Source organism: Cellulosimicrobium sp. GQ32 (genome assembly GCF_059758455.1).
The window spans coordinates 1-23,527 of the sequence record NZ_JCAXEP010000014.1; the positions used below are offsets into that span (position 1 = coordinate 1).

22 protein-coding genes and 3 tRNA genes are annotated in these 23,527 nt (G+C 74.4%); 15 read left to right on the forward strand and 10 right to left on the reverse strand.

All coding sequences use genetic code 11. The annotated features are described in order from the left end of the window. Positions 1–290 precede the first annotated feature (290 nt). The 3 genes from AC6CH9_RS18375 (at position 291) to AC6CH9_RS18385 (ending at position 2,934) form a co-directional block, all read left to right on the forward strand. A complete protein-coding gene (locus AC6CH9_RS18375; protein WP_498156191.1) occupies positions 291–578 on the forward strand; it encodes a hypothetical protein in 288 nt (95 codons plus the stop codon). 170 nt (positions 579–748) lie between these two features. Further along, entirely contained in the window at positions 749–1,084 is a 336-nt protein-coding gene (locus AC6CH9_RS18380; RefSeq protein WP_141388733.1) for a DUF3039 domain-containing protein, read from the forward strand. Continuing rightward, the gene (locus tag AC6CH9_RS18385; RefSeq protein ID WP_498156192.1) at positions 1,081–2,934 is read left to right on the forward strand and encodes a DEAD/DEAH box helicase; all 1,854 of its coding nucleotides are present in this window, start codon (positions 1,081–1,083) and stop codon (positions 2,932–2,934) included. Before AC6CH9_RS18380 ends, AC6CH9_RS18385 begins: the two co-directional genes overlap by 4 nt. 142 nt (positions 2,935–3,076) lie before the next feature. On the opposite strand, the gene AC6CH9_RS18390 is transcribed toward AC6CH9_RS18385, so the two are convergent. Next, positions 3,077–4,504: a nicotinate phosphoribosyltransferase gene (locus tag AC6CH9_RS18390; RefSeq protein ID WP_498156193.1), complete on the reverse strand. Its 1,428-nt coding sequence runs from the start codon at positions 4,502–4,504 to the stop codon at positions 3,077–3,079. 113 nt (positions 4,505–4,617) lie between these two features. On the opposite strand from AC6CH9_RS18390, the gene clpS reads away from it, so the two are divergent. The 6 genes from clpS to rdgB all read left to right on the forward strand — a co-directional run bounded on the left by clpS (position 4,618) and on the right by rdgB (position 8,854). Further along, a complete protein-coding gene (gene clpS / locus AC6CH9_RS18395; protein ID WP_047233255.1) occupies positions 4,618–4,905 on the forward strand; it encodes an ATP-dependent Clp protease adapter ClpS in 288 nt (95 codons plus the stop codon). Next, a complete protein-coding gene (locus tag AC6CH9_RS18400) occupies positions 4,902–5,570 on the forward strand; it encodes a DUF2017 family protein (RefSeq protein ID WP_498156194.1) in 669 nt (222 codons plus the stop codon). Before clpS ends, AC6CH9_RS18400 begins: the two co-directional genes overlap by 4 nt. 111 nt (positions 5,571–5,681) lie before the next feature. After that, the gene (murI, locus tag AC6CH9_RS18405) at positions 5,682–6,485 is read left to right on the forward strand and encodes a glutamate racemase (RefSeq protein WP_498156195.1); all 804 of its coding nucleotides are present in this window, start codon (positions 5,682–5,684) and stop codon (positions 6,483–6,485) included. Next, positions 6,485–7,315 (forward strand): MBL fold metallo-hydrolase, encoded by an 831-nt coding sequence (locus AC6CH9_RS18410; RefSeq protein ID WP_498156196.1) that lies wholly within the window; start codon positions 6,485–6,487, stop codon positions 7,313–7,315. Before murI ends, AC6CH9_RS18410 begins: the two co-directional genes overlap by 1 nt. A gap of 91 nt (positions 7,316–7,406) precedes the next feature. Then, entirely contained in the window at positions 7,407–8,165 is a 759-nt protein-coding gene (gene rph, locus AC6CH9_RS18415) for a ribonuclease PH (RefSeq protein WP_141388741.1), read from the forward strand. After that, a complete protein-coding gene (gene rdgB / locus AC6CH9_RS18420) occupies positions 8,162–8,854 on the forward strand; it encodes an RdgB/HAM1 family non-canonical purine NTP pyrophosphatase (RefSeq protein WP_498156197.1) in 693 nt (230 codons plus the stop codon). The genes rph and rdgB overlap by 4 nt, the downstream gene beginning before the upstream one ends. Here rdgB and AC6CH9_RS18425 read toward each other — a convergent pair. After that, entirely contained in the window at positions 8,843–9,292 is a 450-nt protein-coding gene (locus AC6CH9_RS18425; protein ID WP_498156198.1) for a DUF3054 domain-containing protein, read from the reverse strand. The genes rdgB and AC6CH9_RS18425 overlap by 12 nt on opposite strands. Positions 9,293–9,414: 122 nt before the next feature. On the opposite strand from AC6CH9_RS18425, the gene AC6CH9_RS18430 reads away from it, so the two are divergent. Continuing rightward, a complete protein-coding gene (locus AC6CH9_RS18430; RefSeq protein ID WP_498156199.1) occupies positions 9,415–11,049 on the forward strand; it encodes an ABC-F family ATP-binding cassette domain-containing protein in 1,635 nt (544 codons plus the stop codon). A gap of 37 nt (positions 11,050–11,086) precedes the next feature. Here AC6CH9_RS18430 and AC6CH9_RS18435 read toward each other — a convergent pair whose 3' ends face one another. From AC6CH9_RS18435 to AC6CH9_RS18455, 5 genes are all read right to left on the reverse strand, one after another. Then, the gene (locus AC6CH9_RS18435) at positions 11,087–11,629 is read right to left on the reverse strand and encodes a flavodoxin domain-containing protein (protein WP_498156200.1); all 543 of its coding nucleotides are present in this window, start codon (positions 11,627–11,629) and stop codon (positions 11,087–11,089) included. Between the two features lie 145 nt (positions 11,630–11,774). Further along, positions 11,775–12,437, reverse strand: coding sequence for a Pr6Pr family membrane protein (locus AC6CH9_RS18440; protein ID WP_498156201.1), 663 nt, complete (start codon positions 12,435–12,437; stop codon positions 11,775–11,777). Continuing rightward, positions 12,434–13,003, reverse strand: a complete 570-nt coding sequence (locus AC6CH9_RS18445) for an NUDIX hydrolase family protein (RefSeq protein WP_498156202.1) — start codon at positions 13,001–13,003, stop codon at positions 12,434–12,436. The genes AC6CH9_RS18440 and AC6CH9_RS18445 overlap by 4 nt, the downstream gene beginning before the upstream one ends. Before the next feature lie 41 nt (positions 13,004–13,044). Further along, positions 13,045–14,658, reverse strand: coding sequence for a pyridoxal phosphate-dependent decarboxylase family protein (locus AC6CH9_RS18450; protein WP_498156203.1), 1,614 nt, complete (start codon positions 14,656–14,658; stop codon positions 13,045–13,047). Continuing rightward, positions 14,624–16,075 carry an MFS transporter gene (locus AC6CH9_RS18455; RefSeq protein WP_498156204.1) on the reverse strand — a complete coding sequence of 484 codons (1,452 nt, stop codon included), beginning with the start codon at positions 16,073–16,075 and terminating at the stop codon, positions 14,624–14,626. The genes AC6CH9_RS18450 and AC6CH9_RS18455 overlap by 35 nt, the downstream gene beginning before the upstream one ends. A 132-nt stretch (positions 16,076–16,207) precedes the next feature. On the opposite strand from AC6CH9_RS18455, the gene trxA reads away from it, so the two are divergent. After that, positions 16,208–16,591: a thioredoxin gene (trxA, locus tag AC6CH9_RS18460; RefSeq protein ID WP_253051165.1), complete on the forward strand. Its 384-nt coding sequence runs from the start codon at positions 16,208–16,210 to the stop codon at positions 16,589–16,591. A 224-nt stretch (positions 16,592–16,815) separates the two neighbouring features. On the opposite strand, the gene AC6CH9_RS18465 is transcribed toward trxA, so the two are convergent. Beyond that, positions 16,816–16,897, reverse strand: a tRNA-Leu gene (locus tag AC6CH9_RS18465). Between the two features lie 97 nt (positions 16,898–16,994). Next, a complete protein-coding gene (gene bcp / locus AC6CH9_RS18470; RefSeq protein ID WP_498156205.1) occupies positions 16,995–17,471 on the reverse strand; it encodes a thioredoxin-dependent thiol peroxidase in 477 nt (158 codons plus the stop codon). 146 nt (positions 17,472–17,617) lie between these two features. Between bcp and AC6CH9_RS18475 the strand changes: the two genes are divergently transcribed. From AC6CH9_RS18475 to AC6CH9_RS18490, 4 genes are all read left to right on the forward strand, one after another. Then, positions 17,618–17,914 (forward strand): GroES family chaperonin, encoded by a 297-nt coding sequence (locus AC6CH9_RS18475; RefSeq protein ID WP_498156268.1) that lies wholly within the window; start codon positions 17,618–17,620, stop codon positions 17,912–17,914. 111 nt (positions 17,915–18,025) lie between these two features. After that, positions 18,026–18,101, forward strand: a tRNA-Lys gene (locus tag AC6CH9_RS18480). 124 nt (positions 18,102–18,225) lie between these two features. After that, positions 18,226–18,298, forward strand: a tRNA-Lys gene (locus tag AC6CH9_RS18485). Between the two features lie 275 nt (positions 18,299–18,573). After that, on the forward strand, positions 18,574–22,380 hold the full coding sequence (locus AC6CH9_RS18490) for a metallophosphoesterase (protein WP_498156206.1): 3,807 nt from the start codon (positions 18,574–18,576) through the stop codon (positions 22,378–22,380). A 142-nt stretch (positions 22,381–22,522) separates the two neighbouring features. Here the strand turns inward: AC6CH9_RS18490 and AC6CH9_RS18495 are convergent, their stop codons facing one another. Next, positions 22,523–23,284 carry an SDR family NAD(P)-dependent oxidoreductase gene (locus AC6CH9_RS18495; RefSeq protein ID WP_498156207.1) on the reverse strand — a complete coding sequence of 254 codons (762 nt, stop codon included), beginning with the start codon at positions 23,282–23,284 and terminating at the stop codon, positions 22,523–22,525. Positions 23,285–23,527 lie beyond the last annotated feature (243 nt).

The following is a 23,527-nucleotide window of genomic DNA, read 5'->3' on the forward strand; positions in this document are numbered from 1 at the left end:
TGACTACTACCGCCAGACGTACGCGTCCAAGCCCGACTGGCAGGGCCTGTAGCCGATCTGTCGACGAACTCTCGCGGGCCGTCGCCCGCGAGGCGCAGCCGCCCGCCGGCGCTGCGGTCCACGCCCCTGGACCGCAGCTCCGGCGGGCTTCGTCGTCCGTAGCGACCGTTCGGGAGAGTGGCGGACGCCGGATCTGTAAGATCTGCTGACAATGTCTTGCCTTGTGGTCGAGAACCTGCCAGGGTCTCAGGTGGCACCAACGCGGGTGCCGTCCGATTGGGGGTCTATCCATGAAGAAGAAGCTCGCCGGGCTCATGCTCGGTGCAGGTCTCGTCCTCGGCCTCGCGGTCGCCCCGGTGGGCGCGGCCTACGCCAACGGTGGCGTGTCCTGCCCGTCCGGGCGGACGGTGTACTTCACGTCCGCGGCACCGTTCAAGGTCAGGGTGTACCCGCCCCAGGGCGGGCAGGTCTACACGAGCACCAAGGTGGGCACGCAGTACCGGGTCTACACGGGGCGCCAGAGCATCCTCGAGTGGCACACGGTGACCGGCAGCGCTTCGGTGGGCTGCGCCGCCTGAGGCTGCCGTCCGTGGGGCGGGGAGCCCGCCCCACGGACTCACCCTCGGCAGCCGGTCGCCAGGCGCAAGGTTGCCGGTCTCCGGTCCCGGGGACCGGGAGGACTCGCGGTGGACCGCGGTCGCGGGGCGTCCAGGCTCGACTGTCGCCTCCACGCCGTAGACTTCGGATCATGATCGAACTCCGAGCGAGCACGCCCCCCGGGGGTCCTGAGGACCCGTTCCGGAACCCTGCGACCGAGCCGACGACCGGCACGTCGACAGGGGTGCTCGAGCGCGAGGAGACGCGCGAACAGACCGAGCCGGGCGACCACGAGCGCTTCGCGCACTACGTGCGCAAGGAGAAGATCATGGAGTCCGCGCTCTCCGGCAAGCCGGTGATCGCGCTGTGCGGCAAGGTCTGGGTGCCCGGTCGCGACCCGAACAAGTTCCCCGTGTGCCCCACGTGCAAGGAGATCTACGAGGGACTGCGAGACCCGCAGGACGGCGAGGGTGACTCCGGCAAGTGAGCGGGGAGCACCACACGACGTCCACCGGTCACTCCGTCCCCGACACCCGTAGCAGGACCACCCCGCCCGCGCCGCAGAGCCCCTCGTCCGCGGCGGCGTCACACCTCTCGCCCGCCTTCCCGCGCCGTGCCCCGTGGGGCTCGGCGTCGAAGCTGCGCGCGTGGCAGGCGGAGGCTCTCGAGCTCTACCGGACGCGTGCGCCGCGCGACTTCCTCGCCGTCGCGACCCCCGGCGCAGGAAAGACGACGTTCGCGCTGCGTGTCGCGACCGAGCTCCTGGAGCAGGGCGTGGTGCGGCGGGTGACGGTCGTCGCGCCGACCGAGCACCTCAAGCACCAGTGGGCCGACGCCGCCGCGCGCGTCGGCATCCGGATCGACCCCAACTTCCGCAACAGCCAGGGCCGGCACGGCGCCCACTACGACGGTGTCGCGCTGACCTACGCGCAGATCGCCGCCAAGCCGGCACTGCACGCGGCACGGACGACCGCCGACCGCACGCTCGTCATCCTCGACGAGGTGCACCACGGCGGCGACGCGCTGTCGTGGGGCGACGCCGTGCGCGAGGCGTTCGAGGACGCGACGCGGCGGCTCGCCCTGACGGGGACGCCCTTCCGTTCCGACACCGCGGCGATCCCGTTCGTCGAGTACGAGCGTGGCCCCGACGGCATCCGCCGCTCGCGTGCGGACTACACGTACGGCTACGGCGACGCTCTGCGTGACCACGTCGTCCGGCCGGTGCTGTTCCTGTCGTACTCGGGGAACATGCGGTGGCGGACGAAGGCTGGCGACGAGGTGAGCGCGCGCCTCGGCGAGGCGCTCACCAAGGACATGACCGGCCAGGCGTGGCGCACCGCGCTCGACCCGAACGGCGAGTGGATCCCGTCGGTCCTCGCGGCGGCGGACAAGCGGCTGACCGAGGTGCGGCGCGCGATCCCCGACGCCGGGGGACTGGTCATCGCCACCGACCAGACCGACGCGCGCGCCTACGCGGGCCACCTCGCTCGGATCACCGGGAAGTCTCCGACCGTGGTGCTGTCGGACGACGACGGGGCGAGCAGCCGCATCGAGGAGTTCTCCGACGGCGACGGCCGGTGGATGGTCGCCGTGCGCATGGTGTCGGAGGGCGTGGACGTCCCGCGCCTCGCCGTGGGCGTGTATGCGACCTCGACGGCGACCCCGCTGTTCTTCGCGCAGGCGGTCGGTCGGTTCGTGCGGGCGCGCAAGCGCGGTGAGACGGCGTCGGTGTTCCTGCCGAGCGTGCCCCACCTGCTCGAGCTGGCGAACGGGCTCGAGATCGAGCGCGACCACGCGCTCGACCGCCCGCTCACGGCGGAGGAGCAGGGCGAGGGCTTCAACCCCGAGGACGCGCTGCTGGCGGAGGCGAACCGCGAGGACAAGGCGTCGGGCGAGCTCGTCCAGGGCTCGTTCGAGGCGCTCGAGGCGCAGGCGTCGTTCGACCGCGTGCTGTTCGACGGCGGCGAGTTCGGCACGGGCGCGGACGTGGGGTCGGACGAGGAGCTCGACTTCCTCGGCCTGCCGGGCCTCCTCGACGCGGACCAGGTCACCACGCTGCTGCGTCAGCGCCAGGCCGACCAGCTCAGCGCGCGCTCGAAGAGCACGCACTCCGCGGAGCGCGAGCGGGCCGAGATGGACCACCGTCGGGCGGCCGAGCTCCGCAAGGAGCTCCAGCAGCTCGTCTCCGCGTGGTCCCGCCGCAGCGGGCAGCCGCACGGCTCGGTGCACACCGAGCTGCGTCGCCGCTGCGGGGGCCCTGAGGTACCGCTCGCGACGGTCGAACAGCTCGATGCTCGCGTCGCGACCGTCCGTGGCTGGTTCGTCGGCAAGCGGTAGACGTCGCGCTGTCCCGTGCGCGCCGCGCGGGACAACGACCCCGACGCACGCCTGGCCGGCCGCTCTCGTCGGATCGCGGGACGTGCAGATGTGGTCGTGCGAGGGGCCAGGCTTCGGGTTCGGGGAGCGTCGGCCTCGCGCGTCAGGGGAGCGTGTGCACGACCGTCGGGATGGCGGGGTCGCCTGCGGAGAGGCGACGGGCGCCGCGGGGCAGCTCGGCGCGGGCCTCGCGGTGGCGGTGCGCGGCGTTCTGGACGCCGTAGGACCCGACCCAGCGTGAGTCGACCGCGCCGTCGACGACGAGCGGGACCTGGAGCGGGCGCAGGTCGCCGTCGTCGGGCTCCCACTCCTGGACGGGGAGGTCGGCTCCGGTGACGACGACCTCCTCGACCGCGCGCCCGTCGACGTCGTACCGGCGCGCGGCGACCTTGCGCCCGCCGGTGCTGGTCTTGGCCGTGGACGCCTTGGCGACGGGCTGGAGCACGCCGGTGGAGTCGGCTCGGGCGACGAGCTTGTATACCATGCCGCACGTCGGTGCGCCGGAGCCGGTCACGAGCGACGTGCCGACGCCGTAGGAGTCGACAGGGGCGGCGGCGAGCGACGCGATGGCGTACTCGTCGAGGTCGGACGTCACGGTGATCTTCGTGTCGTGCGCGCCGAGGGAGTCGAGCTGGCGGCGCACCTCGACGGCGAGGACTCCGAGGTCGCCCGAGTCGAGTCGCACGGCGCCGAGCCGTCCGCCGGCGGCGCGCACCGCGTTCTGGACGCCCTTGCGCACGTCGTAGGTGTCGACGAGGAGCGTGGTCTCGGGCCCGAGCGAGGCGACCTGCGACGCGAAGGCGGACTCCTCGTCGTCGTGCAGGAGCGTGAAGGCGTGCGCGGCGGTGCCGATGGTCGTGAGCCCGTAGCGGCGTCCCGCCTCGAGGTTCGACGTCCCGGCGAACCCGCCGACCACGGCGGCGCGCGCCGCGGCGACGGCGGCCTGCTCGTGCGCGCGCCGCGCACCCATCTCGAGGCACGGACGCTCGACGGCTGCGCTCGTCATGCGGGAAGCGGCCGACGCGACGGCGGAGTCGTAGTTGAGGATCGACAGCACGAGGGTCTCGAGGAGGACCGCCTCGGCGAACGTGCCCTCGACCGTCATCACGGGGGAGTGCGGGAAGAAGACCTCGCCCTCGGCGTACCCGGTGATCGTCCCGGTGAACCGGTAGCCGGCGAGGAACTCGAGGGTGCGGTCGTCGACGACGGACTGCGCGTGGAGCCAGTCGAGCTCCTCGGCGCCGAACCGGAACGACGACAGCGCCTCGAGGACGCGTCCCGTCCCCGCGAGGACCCCGTACCGGCGCCCGGAGTGCAGGCGGCGCGTGAAGACCTCGAACAGGCAGTGGCGGTCGGCGGTGCCGTCCGCGAGCGCGGCCTGGAGCATCGTCAGCTCGTAGCGGTCGGTGAGGAGCGCGGTCGACGCGACCGGCTGGTACGGCGGGCGCTGCGGGACCGGGCCGGCCTGCCCTGGCGAGGCAGCGCTGTCGGTCGGGGAGAGGGCGACGCTGCCCGGATCGGCGAGGCTCATGCGGAATACGGTAGGGCAGCGACGGGCACGACGGGTGCCGACAGGCCCACGAATACAGTGGTGACGTGAGCCCCCAGACGATCTTCACCCCCGCCGTCGGTGCGCGGGCGTCCGTGACCGTGCCCGAGGAGGCGACCAGGGTCGACGAGACCGTCCTCCCCGACAGCCCGTGGGTCACCCTCGTGTGGAACGACCCGGTCAATCTCATGAGCTACGTCGCGTACGTGTTCGAGTCCTACTTCGGGTACGCCGCGGAGCGCGCCCACGAGCTCATGCTCCAGGTGCACCAGGAGGGTCGCGCCGTCGTGTCGACGGGCGACCGCGAGCGCATGGAGGTGGACGTGCAGGCGATGCACTCGTTCGGGCTGTGGGCGACGCTCCAGAAGGACGGCGAGCAGTGAGGCCGTTCCGCGCCGAGGCGCACGGGTACGTCGCGGAGCTCGAGCCGTCGGAGCGGATTGTGCTGGCCCAGCTCGCGGGCGACGTCGCGCAGATGCTCCAGGAGGGCGTGCCGGGACGAGCGCCGGGGGAGCCTGGGCCGTCCGGGCCCGACGACGCGTGGTCACCTCCCGGCTGGACGGGCCCGGTGCCCGGCGGGCACGCGACGGACGCCACGCCGCCGCCGGACCCGGCGGTGCGGCGGCTGCTCCCGGACGCGTCGGACGACGTCGAGGTGGCGACCGAGTTCCGGCGGTTCACGCAGGACGACCTGGCCGCGCGCAAGGTCGCGCGGCTGGTGCGGCTGGCGCGCCTGCTCGTGGACGCGGAGCCCGCCGAGGCAGCCCCGTTCGCCGTCGCCCGCGACGAGGCCGAGGACGTCGCGGGGGCGCTGACGGACGTGCGCCTGGTGCTGGCGGAACGGCTCGGGCTGCGGACCGACGAGCAGGTCGAGGGCCTGTACGACGAGCTGGACCGTGAGGGCGACGACGGGCCGGAGGACGGCGAGGTGGGCGGCGCGCCGCGCCGCTTCCTCGTGAGCGTGTTCCTGCTCACGGGACTGCTCCAGGAGTCGCTCGTGGACGGCATGCTCGCCGACCTGCGGGCGGGGCGCGACGGTCGACCCTGAGGGTCGTCCCGCGCGTCTGGCCGCAGGAGCGACCGCCCTGTGTGCGCTGCCACAGGCGGGAGCCGCGGTTCGGTACGCCCCGCGCGCGGGCGCGCCAGTAGGCTCGGGCGGGTGAACGACGCTCCCATCGGGATCTTCGACTCGGGCGTGGGCGGCCTGACCGTCGCCCGTTCGATCCTCGACCAGCTTCCGAACGAGTCCCTGCTCTACCTCGGGGACACGGCGAACAGCCCGTACGGCCCCAAGCCGCTCGCCGCCGTGCGCGCGATGGCGCTCGCGGTGATGGACCAGCTCGTCGACGACGGCGTGAAGATGCTCGTCATCGCGTGCAACTCGGCGACGGCGGTCGCGCTTCCCGACGCGCGCGAGCGGTACACGGTGCGCCGCGGCATCCCGGTCGTCGAGGTGATCCTGCCGGCCGCGCGCCGCGCGGTGCTCGCGACGCGCTCCGGGCGCATCGGCGTGATCGGGACCAAGGCGACGGTGGACTCGCGCGCCTACGAGGACGCGTTCGCGGTCGCTCCGGGCATCGAGGTGACGTCGCAGGCGTGCCCGGCGTTCGTGCCCCTCATCGAGCAGGGCATCACCTCCGGCCCCGAGGTCCTGCGCGTGGCGCACGAGTACCTCGACCCGGTCAAGGCCGCGGGCGTCGACACGCTCGTGCTCGGGTGCACGCACTACCCCCTGCTGACGGGCGCGATCTCCTACGTCATGGGCGAGGAGGTCACGCTCGTGTCGAGCGCGGAGGAGACGGCCAAGGACGTCTACCGCACGCTCGTCGCGCACGACCTGGAGCGCTCGCGCGACGCGGGGCCGCCGCAGCACCGCTTCCTCGCGACGGGGAGCGCGGAGCCGTTCGAGCACCTGGCGCGCCGCTTCCTCGGCCCCGAGGTGCTCAGCGTCGAGGCCGCCTGATGCGCCTCGTCACGGTCGGGTGCTCGGGGTCGTTCGCGGGGCCCGAGTCGTCCGCGTCGTCGTACCTCGTCCAGGTCCCGGCGGCCGAGGCTGCGGCCGCGGGGTTCGAGGCGCGCGACTGGAACGTCGTGCTCGACCTGGGCAACGGGTCGCTGGGCGCGCTCCAGCGGTTCGTGGACCCGCTCGACCTCGACGCCGTCGCGCTGTCGCACCTGCACCCCGACCACTTCGTCGACGTCTGCGGGCTGTACGTCTACCTGCGCTACCACCCCGAGCGCGGCTCGACCCGGACCGGGGTGCCGAGCCGCCTCGCGGTGCTGGGTCCGTCGGGGACGGCGGCGCGCATCGAGGCCGCGTACGGAGCAGAGCCCGGCGACGGGATGAGCGAGGAGCTCGACGTGCGGGTCTGGGAGCCGGGCGCGCCCGTGCTGGTCGGGCCGCTCACGCTGGAGCCGTTCCGCGTGTTCCACCCCGTCGAGGCGTACGGCGTGCGCGTCACGGGGCCGTCGTCGCGACGGCCGGGCGAGCGGGCCGTGCTCGCGTACACGGGCGACACCGACGCGTGCGACGGCGTCGTCGAGCTCGCGCGGGACGCCGACCTGCTGCTGTCGGAGGCCGCGTTCCACGAGGGCCGCGACGACGGCGTCGAGCGCGGCATCCACCTGACGGGGCGCCGGGCGGGCGAGGTCGCGACGGCGGCCGGCGCGCACCGCCTGGTGCTGACGCACCTCCCCGCGTGGAACGACCCCGAGCGGTCGCGCGCGGAGGCCCGCGAGACGTACGCCGGGCCGGTCGACGTCGCGACGACCGGCGGAGTCTTCGACCTCTGACCGTGAGTGCGGGAAACAGTCGCGCCGCAGGCCCGTCGGCGCGACTCGTGCCTGCACTCAGCGGCTGACGGGGGGTCGGTAAGGTGGCCGCATGACCACCCCCGCCTCTTCCGCGGTCGTGCGCGCCGACGGCCGCACGCCCGACCAGCTCCGCCCCGTGACCATCACCCGCCACTGGCTCGACCAGGCCGAGGGCAGCGTGCTCGTCGAGTTCGGCCGCACGCGCGTGCTGTGCGCGGCGTCGTTCACGGAGGGCGTGCCGCGCTGGCGCAAGGGGTCGGGCGAGGGCTGGGTCACCGCCGAGTACGCGATGCTCCCGCGCGCGACGAACGAGCGCAGCCAGCGCGAGTCGGTCAAGGGCAAGATCGGCGGTCGCACGCACGAGATCTCGCGCCTCATCGGCCGGTCCCTGCGCGCGATCATCGACGTCTCGGCGCTCGGCGAGAACACGATCGTGCTCGACTGCGACGTCCTCCAGGCCGACGGCGGCACGCGTACTGCCGCGATCACGGGGGCCTACGTCGCGCTCGCCGACGCCGTCGCGTGGGGCCAGCGGCACGGCCACATCAAGGGCGGCAAGCCCGTGCTGACCGACTCCGTCGCCGCCGTGAGCGTCGGCATCATCGACGGCACGCCCATGCTCGACCTTCCCTACGTCGAGGACGTCCGCGCCGAGACGGACATGAACGTCGTCGTCACGGGCTCCGGGACGTTCGTCGAGGTGCAGGGCACCGCGGAGCACGCACCGTTCGACCGCGCCGAGCTCGACGCGCTGCTCGACCTCGCCGTCGCGGGCACCGCCGACCTCACCGCGATCCAGCGCGCGGCGCTCGCGACGGACGCGCGGTGAGCGGCCCGACCGAGGCGACGGCCGTCGTCGTTCCCGCCGGCGCACGCCTCGTCCTCGCGACGCACAACCCGGGCAAGATCGCCGAGCTGCGCGCCATCCTGGCCGCCGAGCTCGACGCGCACCCGGGGCTCGAGCTCGCGCCCGAGGCGATCGTCGGGGCTGGCGACGTCGGAGCGCCCGAGCCCGTCGAGGACGGCGTGACGTTCGCGGAGAACGCGCTCATCAAGGCGCGCGCCCTCGTCGCGGCCACCGGGCTGCCGGCCGTCGCGGACGACTCCGGTCTCGCCGTCGACGTGCTGGGCGGCGCACCCGGGATCTTCTCGGCGCGCTGGGCGGGGCGGCACGGCGACGACGTCGCGAACCTCGAGCTCCTGCTCGCGCAGCTCGGCGACGTGCGTGCCGAGCACCGCGCGGCCGGTTTCGTGTGCGCGGCGGCGCTCGTCACGCCGGACGGCACCGAGGTGGTGCGGACAGGCGAGATGCGCGGGACGCTGCTCACCGCACCGCGTGGGGAGAACGGGTTCGGCTACGACCCGATCCTGCTGCCGGACGAGCAGCCGGGCGGTGTCGCGGACGGCGCCCGGTCCGCGGCGGAGCTGAGCCCGGCGGAGAAGAATGCCATCAGCCACCGCGGCAAGGCGTTCCGCGCCCTCGCCCCGGACGTCGTCGCCGCCCTGTCAGCGCGGTAGCGGGCCGCCGGCGAGGTCGCGCGCGCGGCGGCGCCGGTCGCCCGGCCGGAGCACTCCGACGAGCGCGACCACGCCGCGCCAGCCCAGCATCGTGACCGCGAGGAACCCGAAGGACACGAGCTGGAACGCCGGGGCGACGCCCTGGCCGGTGAGCACGCGCAGGAGGACGCCGAGCGCCCAGGCGCAGCCCCAGACGACCACTCCCGCCGGCCACAGGGCCCACGGGCGGCGCCACGCGCGCGTGACGAGCCAGCCCAGCGCGGCGCCCGCCGCGAACGGCCAGGCGACGACGAGCAGCCGGGCCATGCCCTCGTCCGCGGCGTGCGTCGCGAGGCCACCGCTCGCGAGCGCCAGGACGCACGCGACGTCGGCGAGCGCGGCGAGCAGGACGAGCCCGGGGCGACGCGGGGCCGCTCCGGTGGGCGCGAGGTCGGTCATGCTCACGACCGTACCCCGCCGGTGGGATCGACCCGTACGGCCGAGGTCGACCCTCAGGATGCCGATCTCGCGACGCAGGGGTCGATCTCGCGGAGGCCAGGTCGGCACCTAGGGTGGTCCCCGTGCATCTCGCCGCCGACGACCTCGCCTTCGCCTACCCCGGACGTCCCGTCCTCGAGGGCGTGAGCCTGCGCGTCGCCGGAGGGACGCGGCTGGGCGTCGTGGGGGAGAACGGCACGGGCAAGTCGACGCTCCTGCACGTGCTCTCGGGCGACCTGGTCCCCAGCCGCGGGGAGGTGCGTCGCGCGGGGTCGCTCGCGCTCGTCGAGCAGGAGCTCGCGATCGAGCCGGGCCAGACGGTCGGGACGCTCGTCGCCACGACCCTCAGTGGGCTGCGGGCTGTCGCCGCGGAGCTCGAGGCGGCCGCCCGCGACTTCGACCACGAGGCCGGGGACCTCGCCGAGCTCACGGAGATCCTCGCGCGGGCCGAGCACCTCGCGGCGTGGGACGCCGACCGCCGCGTCGACGTCGCGTTGTCCCGCCTCGGCGCGTGCCGCGACCGGGACCGGGAGCTCGCGACGCTGTCCGTCGGCGAGCGCTACCGCGTGCGGCTCGCGTGCCGGCTGGCGGAGCGCGCCGACCTGCTGCTCCTCGACGAGCCGACCAACCACCTCGACGCGGGCGGGATCGACTTCCTCACGGGCGAGCTCGTCGCGTGGCGCGGGGGTGTGGTCATGGTCACGCACGACCGCCAGCTCCTCGACGACGTCGCGACCGAGATCCTCGACCTCGACCCCGCCATGGACGGGAAGCCGGTGCTCTACGGGCAGCCGGGCTACCTCTCCTACCGGTTCGCGAAGAACCAGGCGCTGCACCGCTGGCGGCAGCGCTTCCGGGCGGAGCAGAAGCGTGCGGAGAAGCTCGCAGCGGTGCTCGACGCGTCCTACGAGGGGCTCTCCGACGAGTGGAGGCCGCCCAAGGGCAGCCAGAAGCACCGCCGCGCGACGCGCGCCCGGATCCACGTCAAGGCCGCGGACCGGCGCCTCCAGCAGCTCGAGGCGGAGGCCGTCGAGGTCCCGGTGCCGCCGCTCCAGCTCGTCTTCCCCGAGCTCCCCGCGATGTCGCCCGGGTGGGACCCGGGCGACCCCGTGCTGGAGCTGCGCAGCCCGCGCGTCGGGCCCGACGGCGGCGCGCGTCTCGACCTGCCCGGGACCCGGGTCGCGCTCCCGCCCAGCGGGCGGCTCCTCGTGACCGGGCCGAACGGCAGCGGGAAGTCGACGTTCCTCGCGGCGCTCGCGGGCCTCGTACCCCTGGACCGCGGCACGCGGTCGGTCGTCGACGGCGCGCGCCTGGGCGTCGTGGCGCAGGAGGGTCCGGCCCTGCCGCCGGACGCCGAGGACCGCACCGGGTTCGACGAGTACGCGCGCGAGGCTCTCGAGCTCCTCGACGCGAACCGGCTGGACCCGGACCACCTCGTCCCCGTGGCGTTCCTCGGCCTGCTCACCGAGGAGGACCTGGAACGCCCGCTGCGCGAGCTGTCAGCGGGTCAGCGGCGCCGGTTCGACCTCGCCCGGGCGCTCCTGGCCGCGCCGCACGTGCTGATCCTCGACGAGCCGACCAACCACCTCTCGATCGACCTCGTCGACGAGCTCACGCAGGCGCTGCGGGTCACGCCCGCGGCCGTGGTCGTCGCGACGCACGACCGGCGCATGCGCGAGGACCTCGAGGACTGGCCGCGGCTCGAGCTCGCGGGCTGACCCGGCGCGGTCCGCGCCGACCTGGCGGGCCGCTCCCTCAGCGGCCCTCGACCGGGCTGCCCGCCGGGACGAGGAGCCTGCCCAGCGCGCGGCCCCACGCCCGTGCGCGGTCCAGCTCGCCGTCGTCGAGCGGCCCCTCGACGTCTCCGACGTAGAACGACGCCGGGGGCGTGACCAGGCGGAAGCCGGCCCGGCGGAGCACCTTGGCCGCGCCGCGCGCGGCCGATCCCGGCAGCGGCTTGACCTTGGTGACGCGCGTGTCGAACGTCGCGGCCAGGCGCGTCTCGTCCTGGCGCGGGACGGACTCGACCCACTCGCGCAGGCCCGTCGCGCGGTCGGACACGTCGCCGCTCGCGCGCTGCACGGCCTCCGCGCGGGTCGCGGGCCGGGTCATGCCGAACGCGTGGGTCGGGCCGCCGGCCACGACGAGGCCCATGTGCCGGAGCGCGTCAGGGCTCGCGGCCGGGTCGGTCACGTCGACCACCATGACGCGGACCGTCTCGCTCAGCCCCTCGGCGACGGCCTGCGCGACCCGCTCGCTGTTCCCGTACATCGACTCGTAGACCACTGCGGCATCCATGGCGCGCCCCTTCGTCGTCCGCCCGTCCGGAGCGGACGGGTCCCCTCCCTCCAGCGTCCGGGTGGGGGCGCGCCCGGCCCAGGGTCGAGCGGACCGGGGGTGGGGGCCGTTGGTCCTGCGTCGTCGGTGCCCGGCCGACGAGGCGTCAGGGAGCGGGCCGCAGCCGCCCGTCGACGAGGCGCACGAGCCACGCCAGCGCGAGGAAGACGGCAGCGACGACCGCCGTGTTGACCAGCGCCCTGCCCAGGCCGAGCTCGCCCACGTCGAGGAACGGGTACGGGTACCAGCCGACGGCCGCGCCCCGGACGAACGTGTACGCGATCCACGCGAGGGGATAGGCGACCGACCACCACACCGTCGCGGAGGCCGTCCGCGGCCGCGGCCCCACGAGGAGCCACGCGGCGATCGCGAGCACGGGCGAGAGCAGGTGCAGGAGCAGGTTCGAGACCTGGCCCGCGGCGCTCAGCTCGGCGAGGCCGCGGAGCACGGTGTTGTAGACGATCCCGGTGACGGCGATGCACAACAGCGCGTCGAGGTGGGCGACGCGGAACACCGGGTCGTCGCGCTCGGGCCGCACCGCGAGGAGAAGCGAGACGGCCCCGACGAGCAGGTTCGACTGGATCGTGAAGTAGGAGAAGAGGCGCACGAGGCGCTCGGCCTGGCTCGGTGCGGTGCCGGGTCCGTCGACGAGCGCGATGACCAGCTCCATGACGACGCCCGTGAGCGCGGCGAGCGCCACGAGCGCGTGCAGCACCCGCGCGACGGCGACCCGGCGTCCGGCCGCCGGGACGCGCGGTGCACCGGTCACGGGAGGCGGCCCACGTATGCCATCGCCTGGCGCAGCAGCACCCCCTGGCCGCCGCGCATCTCGAGCTGGACCTCGTCGCTGCACGCCTGCTCGGGCGTGAGCCACGCGAGCTCGAGGGCGTTCTGCTGCGGTCGGCAGTCGCCCGTCACGGGCACGACGTAGGCGAGCGAGACCGCGTGCTGGCGAGGGTCGTGGTACGAGGTGATGCCGGGCGTGGGGAAGTACTCGGCGACCGTGAACGGCTGCGGCGACGCCGGGACCTGAGGCAGCGCGACCGGGCCGAGGTCCTTCTCGATGTGCCGCAGCAGGGCGTCGCGGATGCGCTCGTGGAACATGACGCGGCCCGAGACGAGGGCGCGCGTCATCATGCCCTCGGGCGTCACGCGCAGCAGGAGCCCGACGGCGACCACGTCGCCCGAGTCGTCGACCCGCACGGGGACGGCGTCGACGTAGACGAGCGGGAGCTGGGCGCGCGCCACCGCGATCTCCTCCGGGGTGAGCCAGCCGGCGGGGCGCGGGTTCTCGTGGGAGAAGTCGTCGGGCGTGAAGTCGGCGGTGTCGGTCACGCGACTGTTCTACCCCGTGCGGTGCGACGGGGCGAGTCCGCTCACGGCGCGGCGGTCTCGGTGGGCGGCTCGGCGACCCGCGCGACGATCTCGACGAGGGCGCGCTCCGCGACGGGCGCCGGCAGCACCTCCATGACCGCCATGAGCGGCGCGAGCCGGTCGGGCAGGACGGAGCGGCTCGTGCCGCGGCGCTCCCCGCCGTCCGCGGCGAGCGCAGCGAGCAGCGCCTCCCAGACGGCGTCCGCGGGGGGCTCCGCGGGGGCGTCGCCCGGCGCGGCGGAGAAGGCACCGGCAAGGGCGCCGAGGACGGCGCTCACGTCGGGGCGCGGCTCGCCGCGCACCACGTCGGCACCCTGCACCAGCGCCGCGACGAGGTCGTCGAGGCCCGCCTCCGTCACCGGGGTGACCGTCAGGTGGGTCGTGTGCGGCAGGTGGGTCCCGTCGTCCTGCGCGAGACCCGGCTGAGGCTGGAGGACCCACCCGAGCGACCGGACGGCGTCGGCCCACTGGTGCGGGTCGACCTGCCGCGCGAGCGGCACCGTCTCGTCGCACGCCACCGCGACCAGGGGACCGGTCGGACGGCCGACGACGCGCAGCCCGTCGATCCCGTCGATCGCCGCCCGCAGGGCCCGGGTCGCGCGCACGCAGCGCGCGGTGAGTGCCGTGTACCCGGGCGTGCCGAGGGCCTGGCTCACGGCCCACGCCGCCGCGAGCGGGGCCGCCGAGCGCGAGCCGGACGTCGTCGGGTTGACCACCGGGTAGCCCGGCCAGCCCGTCGTCGCGAAGAACTGGCGGCGCTGGCGGTCGCGGCCGCGGACGAGCAGGACCGACGTGCCCTTCGGCGCGTAGCCGTACTTGTGCACGTCGGCGGAGATGCTCGTCACGCCGGGCACGGAGAAGTCGAAGGCCGGCACCTGCTCGCCGCCCGCGCGCTCCCAGAACGGCAGGACCCACCCGCCGACGCACGCGTCCACGTGCACCGGCACGCCGCGCGCGGCGGCTGCGGCCGCGACGTCCGCGACCGGGTCGACGACGCCGTGCGGGTACGACGGCGCGGACACGACGACCAGCGCGACGTCGTCGTCGAGCTCCGCGACGAGGTCGGTGGCCACGAGGGTCCCGGTCGCGGGGTCGACCGGGACGAGCGTGAGGTCGACGTCGAGGTACTGCGCGGCCTTGCGGAACGCGGCGTGCACGCTCACCGGCGCGACGACGCGGGGGCGCACGCCGGGCCGGGCCGCGCGCGCGGCGTCGCGGGCGATCTTCACCGCGAGGAGGCAGCTCTCCGTCCCGCCGGAGGTCACCGAGCCCGTGACGGCGTCCGGTCCTGTCGCGGGACCGCGGAGCATGCTCCGGGCGAAGGCGACGAGCTCGGACTCCATGACGGCGACCGACGTGAAGGTCGTCGGGTCCAGGCCGTTGACGGGCTGGACGGCGCGGGCGGCCGCGGCGGCAAGCTCGTCGAGCTCGGCGAGGCCCGGGTCGTAGACGTAGGACAGGACGCGGCCCCCGTGCGTGGGGGCGTCGGCGGCGCGGAGCGCGGCCAGCCGGTCGAGGATCCCGTCCGTGCGCAGGGGGACCTCGCCCGTCGGCGCCCCGCCGGGGCGCGCCGAGGACGGGTCAGTCGCGGGCTCGGTCGGTGGGGGCGTGGTCACGCGGCAGCTCCCGTGCAGTGTCGTCGATGTCCCCCTTGCGCAGACCGTACCGTACGAGCGGTAGGAGGCTCACCAGCACGAGGACCGCGGGGACGGCCGAGAACGCCAGGGCGATGCCGTCGACGGCGGCGTCCGGCTGCGCGACGGCCTCGCCGGCGCGCGTCGACACATAGCCCGTGACCCCGAGGACGAGCGAGAGCACCGCGGCGCCCAGCGCCATGCCGGTGGTCTCGCCCGCCGTCCAGACGCCGCTGAACGCCCCGCCGCGACCCTCGCCGTGCGTGCGCGCGTCGTGGGCGATGACGTCCGGGAGCATGGCGAGCGGGAGCGCCTGCATGCCGGCGTAGGCGATCCCGGCGAGCGCCGTCGGGACGTAGACCCAGGCGCCGGGCGCCCACAGGAGCGGGATCATCCCGAGCGCGGCGACGGCGAAGAGCACCGTGGCCACGACGAAGCCGCGCTCCTTCCCGTCGCGGCGCGCGAGCCGGGTCCACAGCGGCATGCAGAGCAGGGCGGGGGCGATGAGCGCGGCGAAGAGGTAGCTCACCGCGGCCTCGTCGTGCAGCACGTAGCGGGCGACGTACGCCGCCCCGGCGAGCATGAGGCCGGTGGCGACCGCCTGGAGGAAGAACGCGGCGAGCAGCGTGCGGAACGGCCGTGAGCGGCGCAGCGCGTCGAACGCGTCGCGGACCGCGAGGGTCCACGCGCGCGAGGCGGACGTCGATGCGGCAGGGGCGAGCGGCGTCGTGCCCGCGACCGGCGTCGAGCCGCCCGTGGCGCCGGAGCGGCCGGTCCGGGGAGCGACGCGGGTCGCGACGAGCATGCCCGCGCCGATGACCACGCCGGACACGACGCCCATGACGAGGTAGCCCGAGGTCGACTCGCCGCCCCCGCGCAGCGCGGGCCCGCCGGCACCGAACAGCAGGATGGCGAACGCGAGCGCCGCGACGCGCCACGCGAGCAGCCGCGTGCGGCCGTCGTAGGTGGGGTCGAGCTCGGCCGGCAGGGCGATGTAGGGGACCTGGAAGAGAGAGAACGACGTCGCGGCGAGGAGGAAGGCGACGAGCACCCAGACCGCCGCGGCGGTCGGCCCGGCCGCGGCGGGGACGGCGAAGGTCAGCGCGAAGAAGACGGGCAGCGTGAGGGCGCCGATCGTCATGAAGCGCCGGCGCGAGCCGGTGCGGGCCAGGTCGCGGTCGGAGCCGTACCCGATGAACGGGTCGATGACGACGTCCCAGACCTTCGCCCCCGTGACGATGAGCCCCGCGACGGCGGCGGGGACCGCGAGCGCGTCGGTCAGGTACACGAGCAGCACGAGGCCGGGCAGGGTGCCGAAGCCCCCGGTACCGACCGAGCCGGCGGCGTAGCCGGCGATCGTCGCGCGCGAGAGCCGAGGAGAGGAGGCGGCATTCGTCACAGGGGCAGCGTAGAGGCTGGTCGGGCGCGGGGCGGTGCGGGTGTGCGCCGCGTCCGCTGGGTGCGGGGAATACGTGGGGCAGGATCGTTGCTCTACGAGGCAGACACCCCCACCGTCCCAGGAGGATCATCCATGGCCACGCAGACGCTCACCGAGTCCACCTTCGAGCAGACGATCACGGAGAACGACATCGTCCTCGTCGACTTCTGGGCCGACTGGTGCGGACCGTGCAAGATGTTCGCCCCCGTGTTCGAGGCGTCGTCGGAGGAGAACCCGGACGTGGTGCACGGCAAGATCGACACCGAGGCCGAGCGCGGTCTCGCCGCCGCCGCGAACATCACGTCGATCCCGACGCTCATGGCCTTCCGCGAGGGCATCCTCGTCTTCTCCCAGCCGGGCGCGCTCCCCGCTCCCGCGCTCAAGCAGGTCGTGGACGCCGTCAAGGGCCTCGACATGGACGACGTGCGTCGCCAGATCGCCGCGGCGAACGACGGTACCCCGGCGCAGGACGCCTGACCCGCCTCCACGCACGCGAACGGCCCGGCACCTCGAGGGTGCCGGGCCGTTCGCGTCTCGGTCAGAGGCCGTCGTGCGCGCGCAGGATGCGCCTCGACGGAAGAAGCCGGTGCCCGCACCGGCAGGGGGCAATGGTGCGGACACCGACTCTGACCCCAGGTTAGCCGTCCAACTGGACGGGCGTCCAGTTGCAGGCCGGGTGAAAGCTCCGGTGCGCTGGTCGGTGCGCGAGGCGGGACTCGAACCCGCACGTCCGAGGACACCAGGACCTAAACCTGGCGCGGCTGCCAGTTACGCCACTCGCGCGCGGTGGTCAGTCTACGGCGCGAGCGCTGCGTCCCCGGTCGGGCGATGCGTCCGGGGACGCAGCGCTCGGGCGAGGACGCAGCGCTCGCTGCGGCGACTACTTCGGGTCGATGCCCAGGTCGCGGCGCAGCTTGGCCACGTGGCCCGTCGCCTTGACGTTGTACTGGGCGAGCTCGACCTTCCCCTCCGGGTCGACGACGACCGTCGAGCGGATGACGCCCACGACCGTCTTGCCGTAGAGCTTCTTCTCGCCCCACGCGCCGTAGGCCTCGAGGACCGTCTTGTCGACGTCGGAGACGAGCGGGAACGTGAGGTGCTCGGCCTCGACGAACGCGGCGATCTTGTCCACGGGGTCGGGGGAGACGCCGACGACCGAGTAGCCCGCGCCCTGGAGCGAGGCGAGGCTGTCGCGGAAGTCGCACGCCTCGGTCGTGCAGCCGGGGGTGCCGGCGGCCGGGTAGAAGTAGACGACGACGTGCTTGCCGCGCAGGTCGGAGAGCGTGACGGTGCTGCCGTCGGCGGCGGGCAGGGTGAAGTCGGGAGCGGTGTCGCCGACGGTGAGGCGCGTGGACATGGATCTCCTTCGGTCCGGCCAGGGTGTGGGTTCGAGCGTAGGTGAGGTGTCGTGGCACGGGTAGCGTTGTCGCTGTGAGCAAGACGACGTCCGCCCCCTCCGCGTCCTCGACCCGCCCGTCCGCGGCCCGTGACCTGCCGATCCGGATGCTGCACGACCGGCTGCTCGTCGACCCGGAGGTCGACGCGAGCGAGCGCCAGAGCTCGACGGGCCTCGTCATCCCCGCGACGGCGGTCGGCCCCAAGCGCCTGGCGTGGGCCGTCGTCGTCGCCGCTGGTGAGCACGTGCGCCAGGTGGCGGTGGGCGACCGCGTCCTGTTCGACCCGGACGACCGCGCGGAGGTCGAGCTCGGGGGGCGGGACCTCGTGCTGCTGCGCGAGCGCGACGTGCACGCCGTCTCCCAGGAGCTCGAGGAGGACGGCCCGACCGGTCTGTACCTCTAGCCGTCCCGCGCCTTCGTCGGACGGGGAGCCGGGCGCTGTCGCCGACGTCACACGGGAGCGGGCGGAACGGATTTTCCCGGCGCGCCCCCGGCTGCTAGTGTTTTCTCTCGCGCGCCATTAGCTCAATTGGCAGAGCAGCTGACTCTTAATCAGCGGGTTCGGGGTTCGAGTCCCTGATGGCGCACCACCACCGATCGGGCCGTCCGCATGGCGGGCGGCCTGAGCCGTGCCGGTCGAGGGACCGGGGCGGCGGCGGGAGCGGAAGTCCTCGTGCAGGACGACCCGCGGCCGCTGGTAGTGTTCCCTCTCACGCGCCATTAGCTCAATTGGCAGAGCAGCTGACTCTTAATCAGCGGGTTCGGGGTTCGAGTCCCTGATGGCGCACCCTTCCTGACCAGGCCGTCCACCCTCCGGGTGGGCGGCCTTCGTCGTCCCGGACCCGCCGTGCCCGTGCCGCCGGCGTCGCGCGCCTCCGCCGGGTGTCCTGTCGTCCGCCCCGTCACCGTGTCGGGCACCGGACCGTCTCCCGTCGTTCGGACCGCGTTCGTCCCGTCTCGCCCGAGAGTTCACCCGTGCCCGGAATGGTCCGGTACGGGTGCGCCCGCCGCGGACGTCGGACCGGTCGTGCCCTCGCCTGTCGACGACGAAAGGACACACCGATGCGCACGCCCGTGCACACGCCCCGCACCCGGAGAAGACGCCGAGGGCTCGCCGCCGTGGTCGGCGCGAGCCTCGCCGTGGGGACCGCGCTCCCCGTGACGGCTGCCGTGGCCGCCGACCGCGCGCCCACGCAGCGCGCCGCCGCGGCGGCCGAGGAGCCGAGCGGGACGCCGGTGCTCCATCCCACTCCGGGGACCTACCTGGACGGCACGGTGACCGTCACGGCGCAGCCCGTCCTGGCCGGCGACCCGGTGCGCGAGCTGGCCGTCGACGGCCAGCCGGTCGCGGGCGCCACGGCGACCCCCGCCACGTCGCGCCTCCTGTTCGACGTGGGCAGCAACTCGATCGAGAAGCGCTACGGCAGCCACGTGCTCGTCAACGGCACGCGCCTCGACCTCGACCGCGACATGGTCTCCGAGCGCGTGGCGCTCGACGTGCCGAACGACCTGCTCGTCCAGGGGGAGAACGCGGTGCGGTTCGTCGTGGGCGCCGTCCCCACGTCGTGCGGCTCGAACTACGACGACTTCGACGTCACCGAGGTCTCGCTCGAGCTGCTCGGCGAGGTCGCCGACGGCTCCGGCAACCGTTTCACCTACCAGTTCGGCGACGGCTCGTGCGGGACGAACACGTCCCGCGTCCTGACGGCCGACCTGGCGTTCACGGTCGCCCAGGACCCGGCCGCGACGACCGGGCTCGCGGCGGAGCTCGACACGACGACGCTCGAGAACGGCGCGCACACCCTCACGGCCACGACCGCGTCGGGCCAGACCGCGACGAGCGGCGTGACCGTGAACAACTCCGCGCCCGGCGCACCGGCCCTGACCCCGGCGGACGGCGAGCTCCTCAACGGTGCGCGGACCGTCCTCGCGACCCCGCCCGCCGGGGGCGACGCCCCGACGGGGATCGAGGTCGACGGCGCGCCGCTCACCACCACCGCGACCCTCGGTGCCGGCTCGTCGCAGTTCGCCTTCACGGTGGGCTCGAACTCGATCGAGGCCCGCTACGCCAACCACCTGCTCGTCAACGGCCAGCGCATCGACCTCGTCGACCGGGACTACGTGAGCGAGACCGTGCGCATCGACGTGCCCAACGCGTACCTGGCCGCCGGGCGCAACACCGTCCGGTTCGTCACGGGCACCTACCCGACCGCGTGCGGCGACAACCGGGACGACTTCGCGATCTCGGGCATCGGCCTCGTGCCGAGCCACGGCACCGCGACCCCGGTCGACGTCGCGTCGTCGTACTCGCTCGGCGACGGCGACTGCGGCTCGAGCACGACCAAGCCGCGCGAGGCCGTCCTCACGTTCGACGTCGCCCCCGCCGCCGACGCCCCCGCGCCCGGCCTGCGCGCCGACCTCGACACCGCGGCCCTCGCCGACGGCGAGCACGTCCTGACCTCCTCGACCGCGGCGGGTGCCACGGCCCGCCGCACGGTCACGACCGACAACACGGGTCCTGCCGTCGCGTCGAGCACGCCCGCCGCCGGGGCCGAGCTCGCCACGGCGACCAGCCTCGCGGTCGAGCTCACGGACGCGTCGGGCGTGCTCGACGGCCCGTCCGTCACGCTCGACGGCGAGGCCGTCGAGGTGGGCGCGCTCGTCGGCCCGGGCCTCGAGCCCGGGGCGCACACCCTCGTCGTGACGGCGACGGACGTGCTCGGCAACGCGAGCACGCACGAGATCGGCTTCACGAGCCGCGGGGTCCCCGACGTCCCGACCGACCTCGCTCCCGCGACCGGGACGACCGGGGTCGAGGGCTCCGTCGAGCTCGGGGCGCGCGTGCGCGCCCCCGGCGGCGGCGACGTCACGGCGACGTTCGCGCGCGCCGACGTGCGCTCGCCCGTGGTCGCGGCGCAGGGCGAGACCGCCGCGGTGCCCACCGACGTGCTGCACGTCGAGGGCGAGAGCCCGGCCGACGTCGACGCGCTCGTCCCGGGCGACGGCGCGACGCTCGACGCGGCGCCCGCCGCAGACGTCGCGTTCCAGCGCTTCGAGATCCCGGCCGAGGGGGACGTGGCCGGGCAGACCGTCCGGTGGGACGGGGTCATCGACCCGCAGCGCCTCGCGACGCTCCACGTCTGGGACGGTGCGGCCTGGGAGGCGCTGGCCTCCGCACGCGGCGCCGTCGAGGGGCCGACGAGCCTGACGGCCACGCTGTCCGCGCGGCACGCGACACAGGGGACGGTGCACGTCCTCGTCACGGGCACCGACCCGTTCGCCGACGACATCGACGACGGCGTCGGCACCGAGGAGCCGACGTCGTTCGCCGACCGCGAGGCCTACGACTTCTCGATGGTGCACTTCACGGACACGCAGTACCTGTCCGAGGGGGCCGTCGAGCAGGAGACCGCCGAGGAGCGTGCTGTCTGGGCGAAGACCTACACCGACCTCGTGCGGTGGGTCGTCGACAACGCCGACGAGCGCGGCATCGAGTACGTCGCGCACACGGGCGACATCATCGAGAACTACACCCGTACGCCGGCGGACGACGCGATGGCGGCCCAGGTCCGCGGCGAGTACGAGTTCTCGTCGTCCGCGCAGCGTCTGCTCGACGACGCGGGCATCCCCAACGGTGTCCTGGCGGGCAACCACGACAACCTCACCGGCGCCGACAACGGCCCCGGCGCGCTCTACAACGCGTACTACGGCCCGGACCGGTACGAGGCGCTGTCGGACGGGTGGCAGGACGCGTCCTACGGCGGCCCGTGGCGCGAGGGCGACAACCAGAACCACTACGACCTGTTCACGGCCGGCGGCCTGGACTTCGTCGCCGTGTACCTCTCCTACGGCGTGACCGACGAGGAGGCCGCCTGGGCCGACGGCGTGCTGGAGCAGTTCGCCGACCGCAACGCGATCCTGCTCGCGCACGACTACCTGGCTCCGAGCACCAACCCCGACGGCCGCGGGGCGCCGTTCTCCACCCCGGACGGGCGACTGCTGTACACGAAGGTCGTCGAGCCGAACGCGAACGTCTTCCTCGTGCTCTCCGGCCACGAGCACGGCGTGGGGATCAACGTGAAGCGCGACGTCGGCACGCCCGGCAACGGCGTCGTCGAGCTCCTCGCGGACTACCAGTTCTACGAGGTGACCGCGGAGGAGGCCGGTCTCACCGAGATCGGCGGCTACGCGCCCGACCAGGGCCTGCGGCTCGGGTCGAGCTACCTGCGCCTGCTCCAGTTCGACGTCGACCGCTCCGAGCTCGTCGTCGACACGTACTCGCCGTGGCTCGAGAACTTCGGGGCCACCGAGTACGACGACCGCCGGCGCTACAACGGGCTCGAGGACGACTTCACGGTCCCGGTCGACCTCACGACCCGCACGACCACCCTCGTGACGGACGCCGTGTCGCTCTACGCCCCGGCCGACGTGGTCGGGAGCACGACCGTGCCCTCGGGCGAGGTCGCGACCGTCACCTGGGACGGCCTCGAGGCGGGCGCGCTGCACGCGTGGGTCGTCACCGCGACGAGCGCGGGCGGGGGCACGGCGGTCTCGCCGGTCACCACGTTCACGACGGCACCCGCCCCGGACGGCCTCGTCGTCTCGACGACGGCGCGCAGCCAGTGCATGGCGGGCACGGCGTACGTCGCGGTCCGCGCGACCAACGCCGACACCGTGCCGGTCGACGTCACGCTGAGCACGCCGTACGGCGAGCGCACGGTCGCGGCCGTGCAGCCCGGCGCGTCGGCGTACCAGTCGTTCGCCGTGCGCTCGACGCAGGTCGCCGCGGGCAGCGCGCACGTGGCCGCGAGCGGCGAGGGCCGCGCGTTCGCGGGCGACGTCGCGTTCGACGCGCTCGCGTGCGGCTGAGCCGCTCCTGACGCGGCAACGCCGTTCCGTGGCGCTCGCCACGGCACGCGCTGCGGAAGATGAAGGCGGCCCCCGGACCGGACGGTCCGGGGGCCGCTCCGCCGTGCCGCGGGGCGGTCGCGTCGAGGTCGGCGCGCCGAGGTCAGACGGCGGCCCAGCCGCCGTCGCTGTGCAGCACGGCGCCGGAGACGTTGGCCGAGTCGTCCGAGAGCAGCCACGTGATCGCCGCGGCGAGCTCGTCGGCGCTCGCGGCGGGCGGGACGGTCGTCGCCATGATCGGGCCGAGCCGCTCGCCGGCGAACTGCGAGCGGAAGGGCGCCTCGATGCTCGTCGCGACGGCGCCGGGCGCGACGACGTTCGCCCGCACGCCCTGCGGGGTGTAGAAGAACGCCGTGCTCTTCGTGAAGCCGACGATCGCGTGCTTGGACGTCGCGTAGGCGGTGCCCGACGCCGACGCACGCGACCCAGCCTCGGACCCGACGTTGACGATCGACCCCTTCCCGACGGCGAGCATGAGGGGCAGCACCGCCCGCGTGAGCCGCATGACGGCCGTGACGTTGACGGCCATGACGAGCTCCCAGGTCGAGTCGTCGACCTCGGCGCTCGGCAGGAAGCCGTCCATGATGCCCGCGACGTTGGCGAGCGCGTCCACGCGGCCGCCCGCGGCGGCGACCACCGCGTCGACCGTGGTCTGCGCGCTCACGTCGCCCGCGACCGTCACGAGGGCGTCGGTCCCGACGTCCGCGACGAGCTTCTCGAGGCGGTCCTCCCGGACGTCCGTCGCGACGACGCGCGCGCCCTCCGCGAGCAGCCGCTCGACCGTCGCGCGCCCGATGCCGGCGCCCGCGCCGGTGACGATCGCGGTGCGGCCCTCGAACCGGCCGGGAACGTGGTTGCTGACCATGACGGCTCCTTCCGTCCGCGCCGGCACTGCCGTCGTCCGGCGTCCTGCTCCCATCCCAGCTCCCGGGCCCTCGCGCGCGCGAGAGCCGATCGTCCCTCGGCCGGTGCCGGTGGTCCCTGCCGGCGGTGTCCGGACCACGCACGCCGGGGTAGGGTCGGCCTCGTGACGCACCCGTCCGTGACCCTCTGGTGGCCGGCCGCCTGACGGCCGGTGACCTCGACCGGCCGTGCCCCGACGACGTGG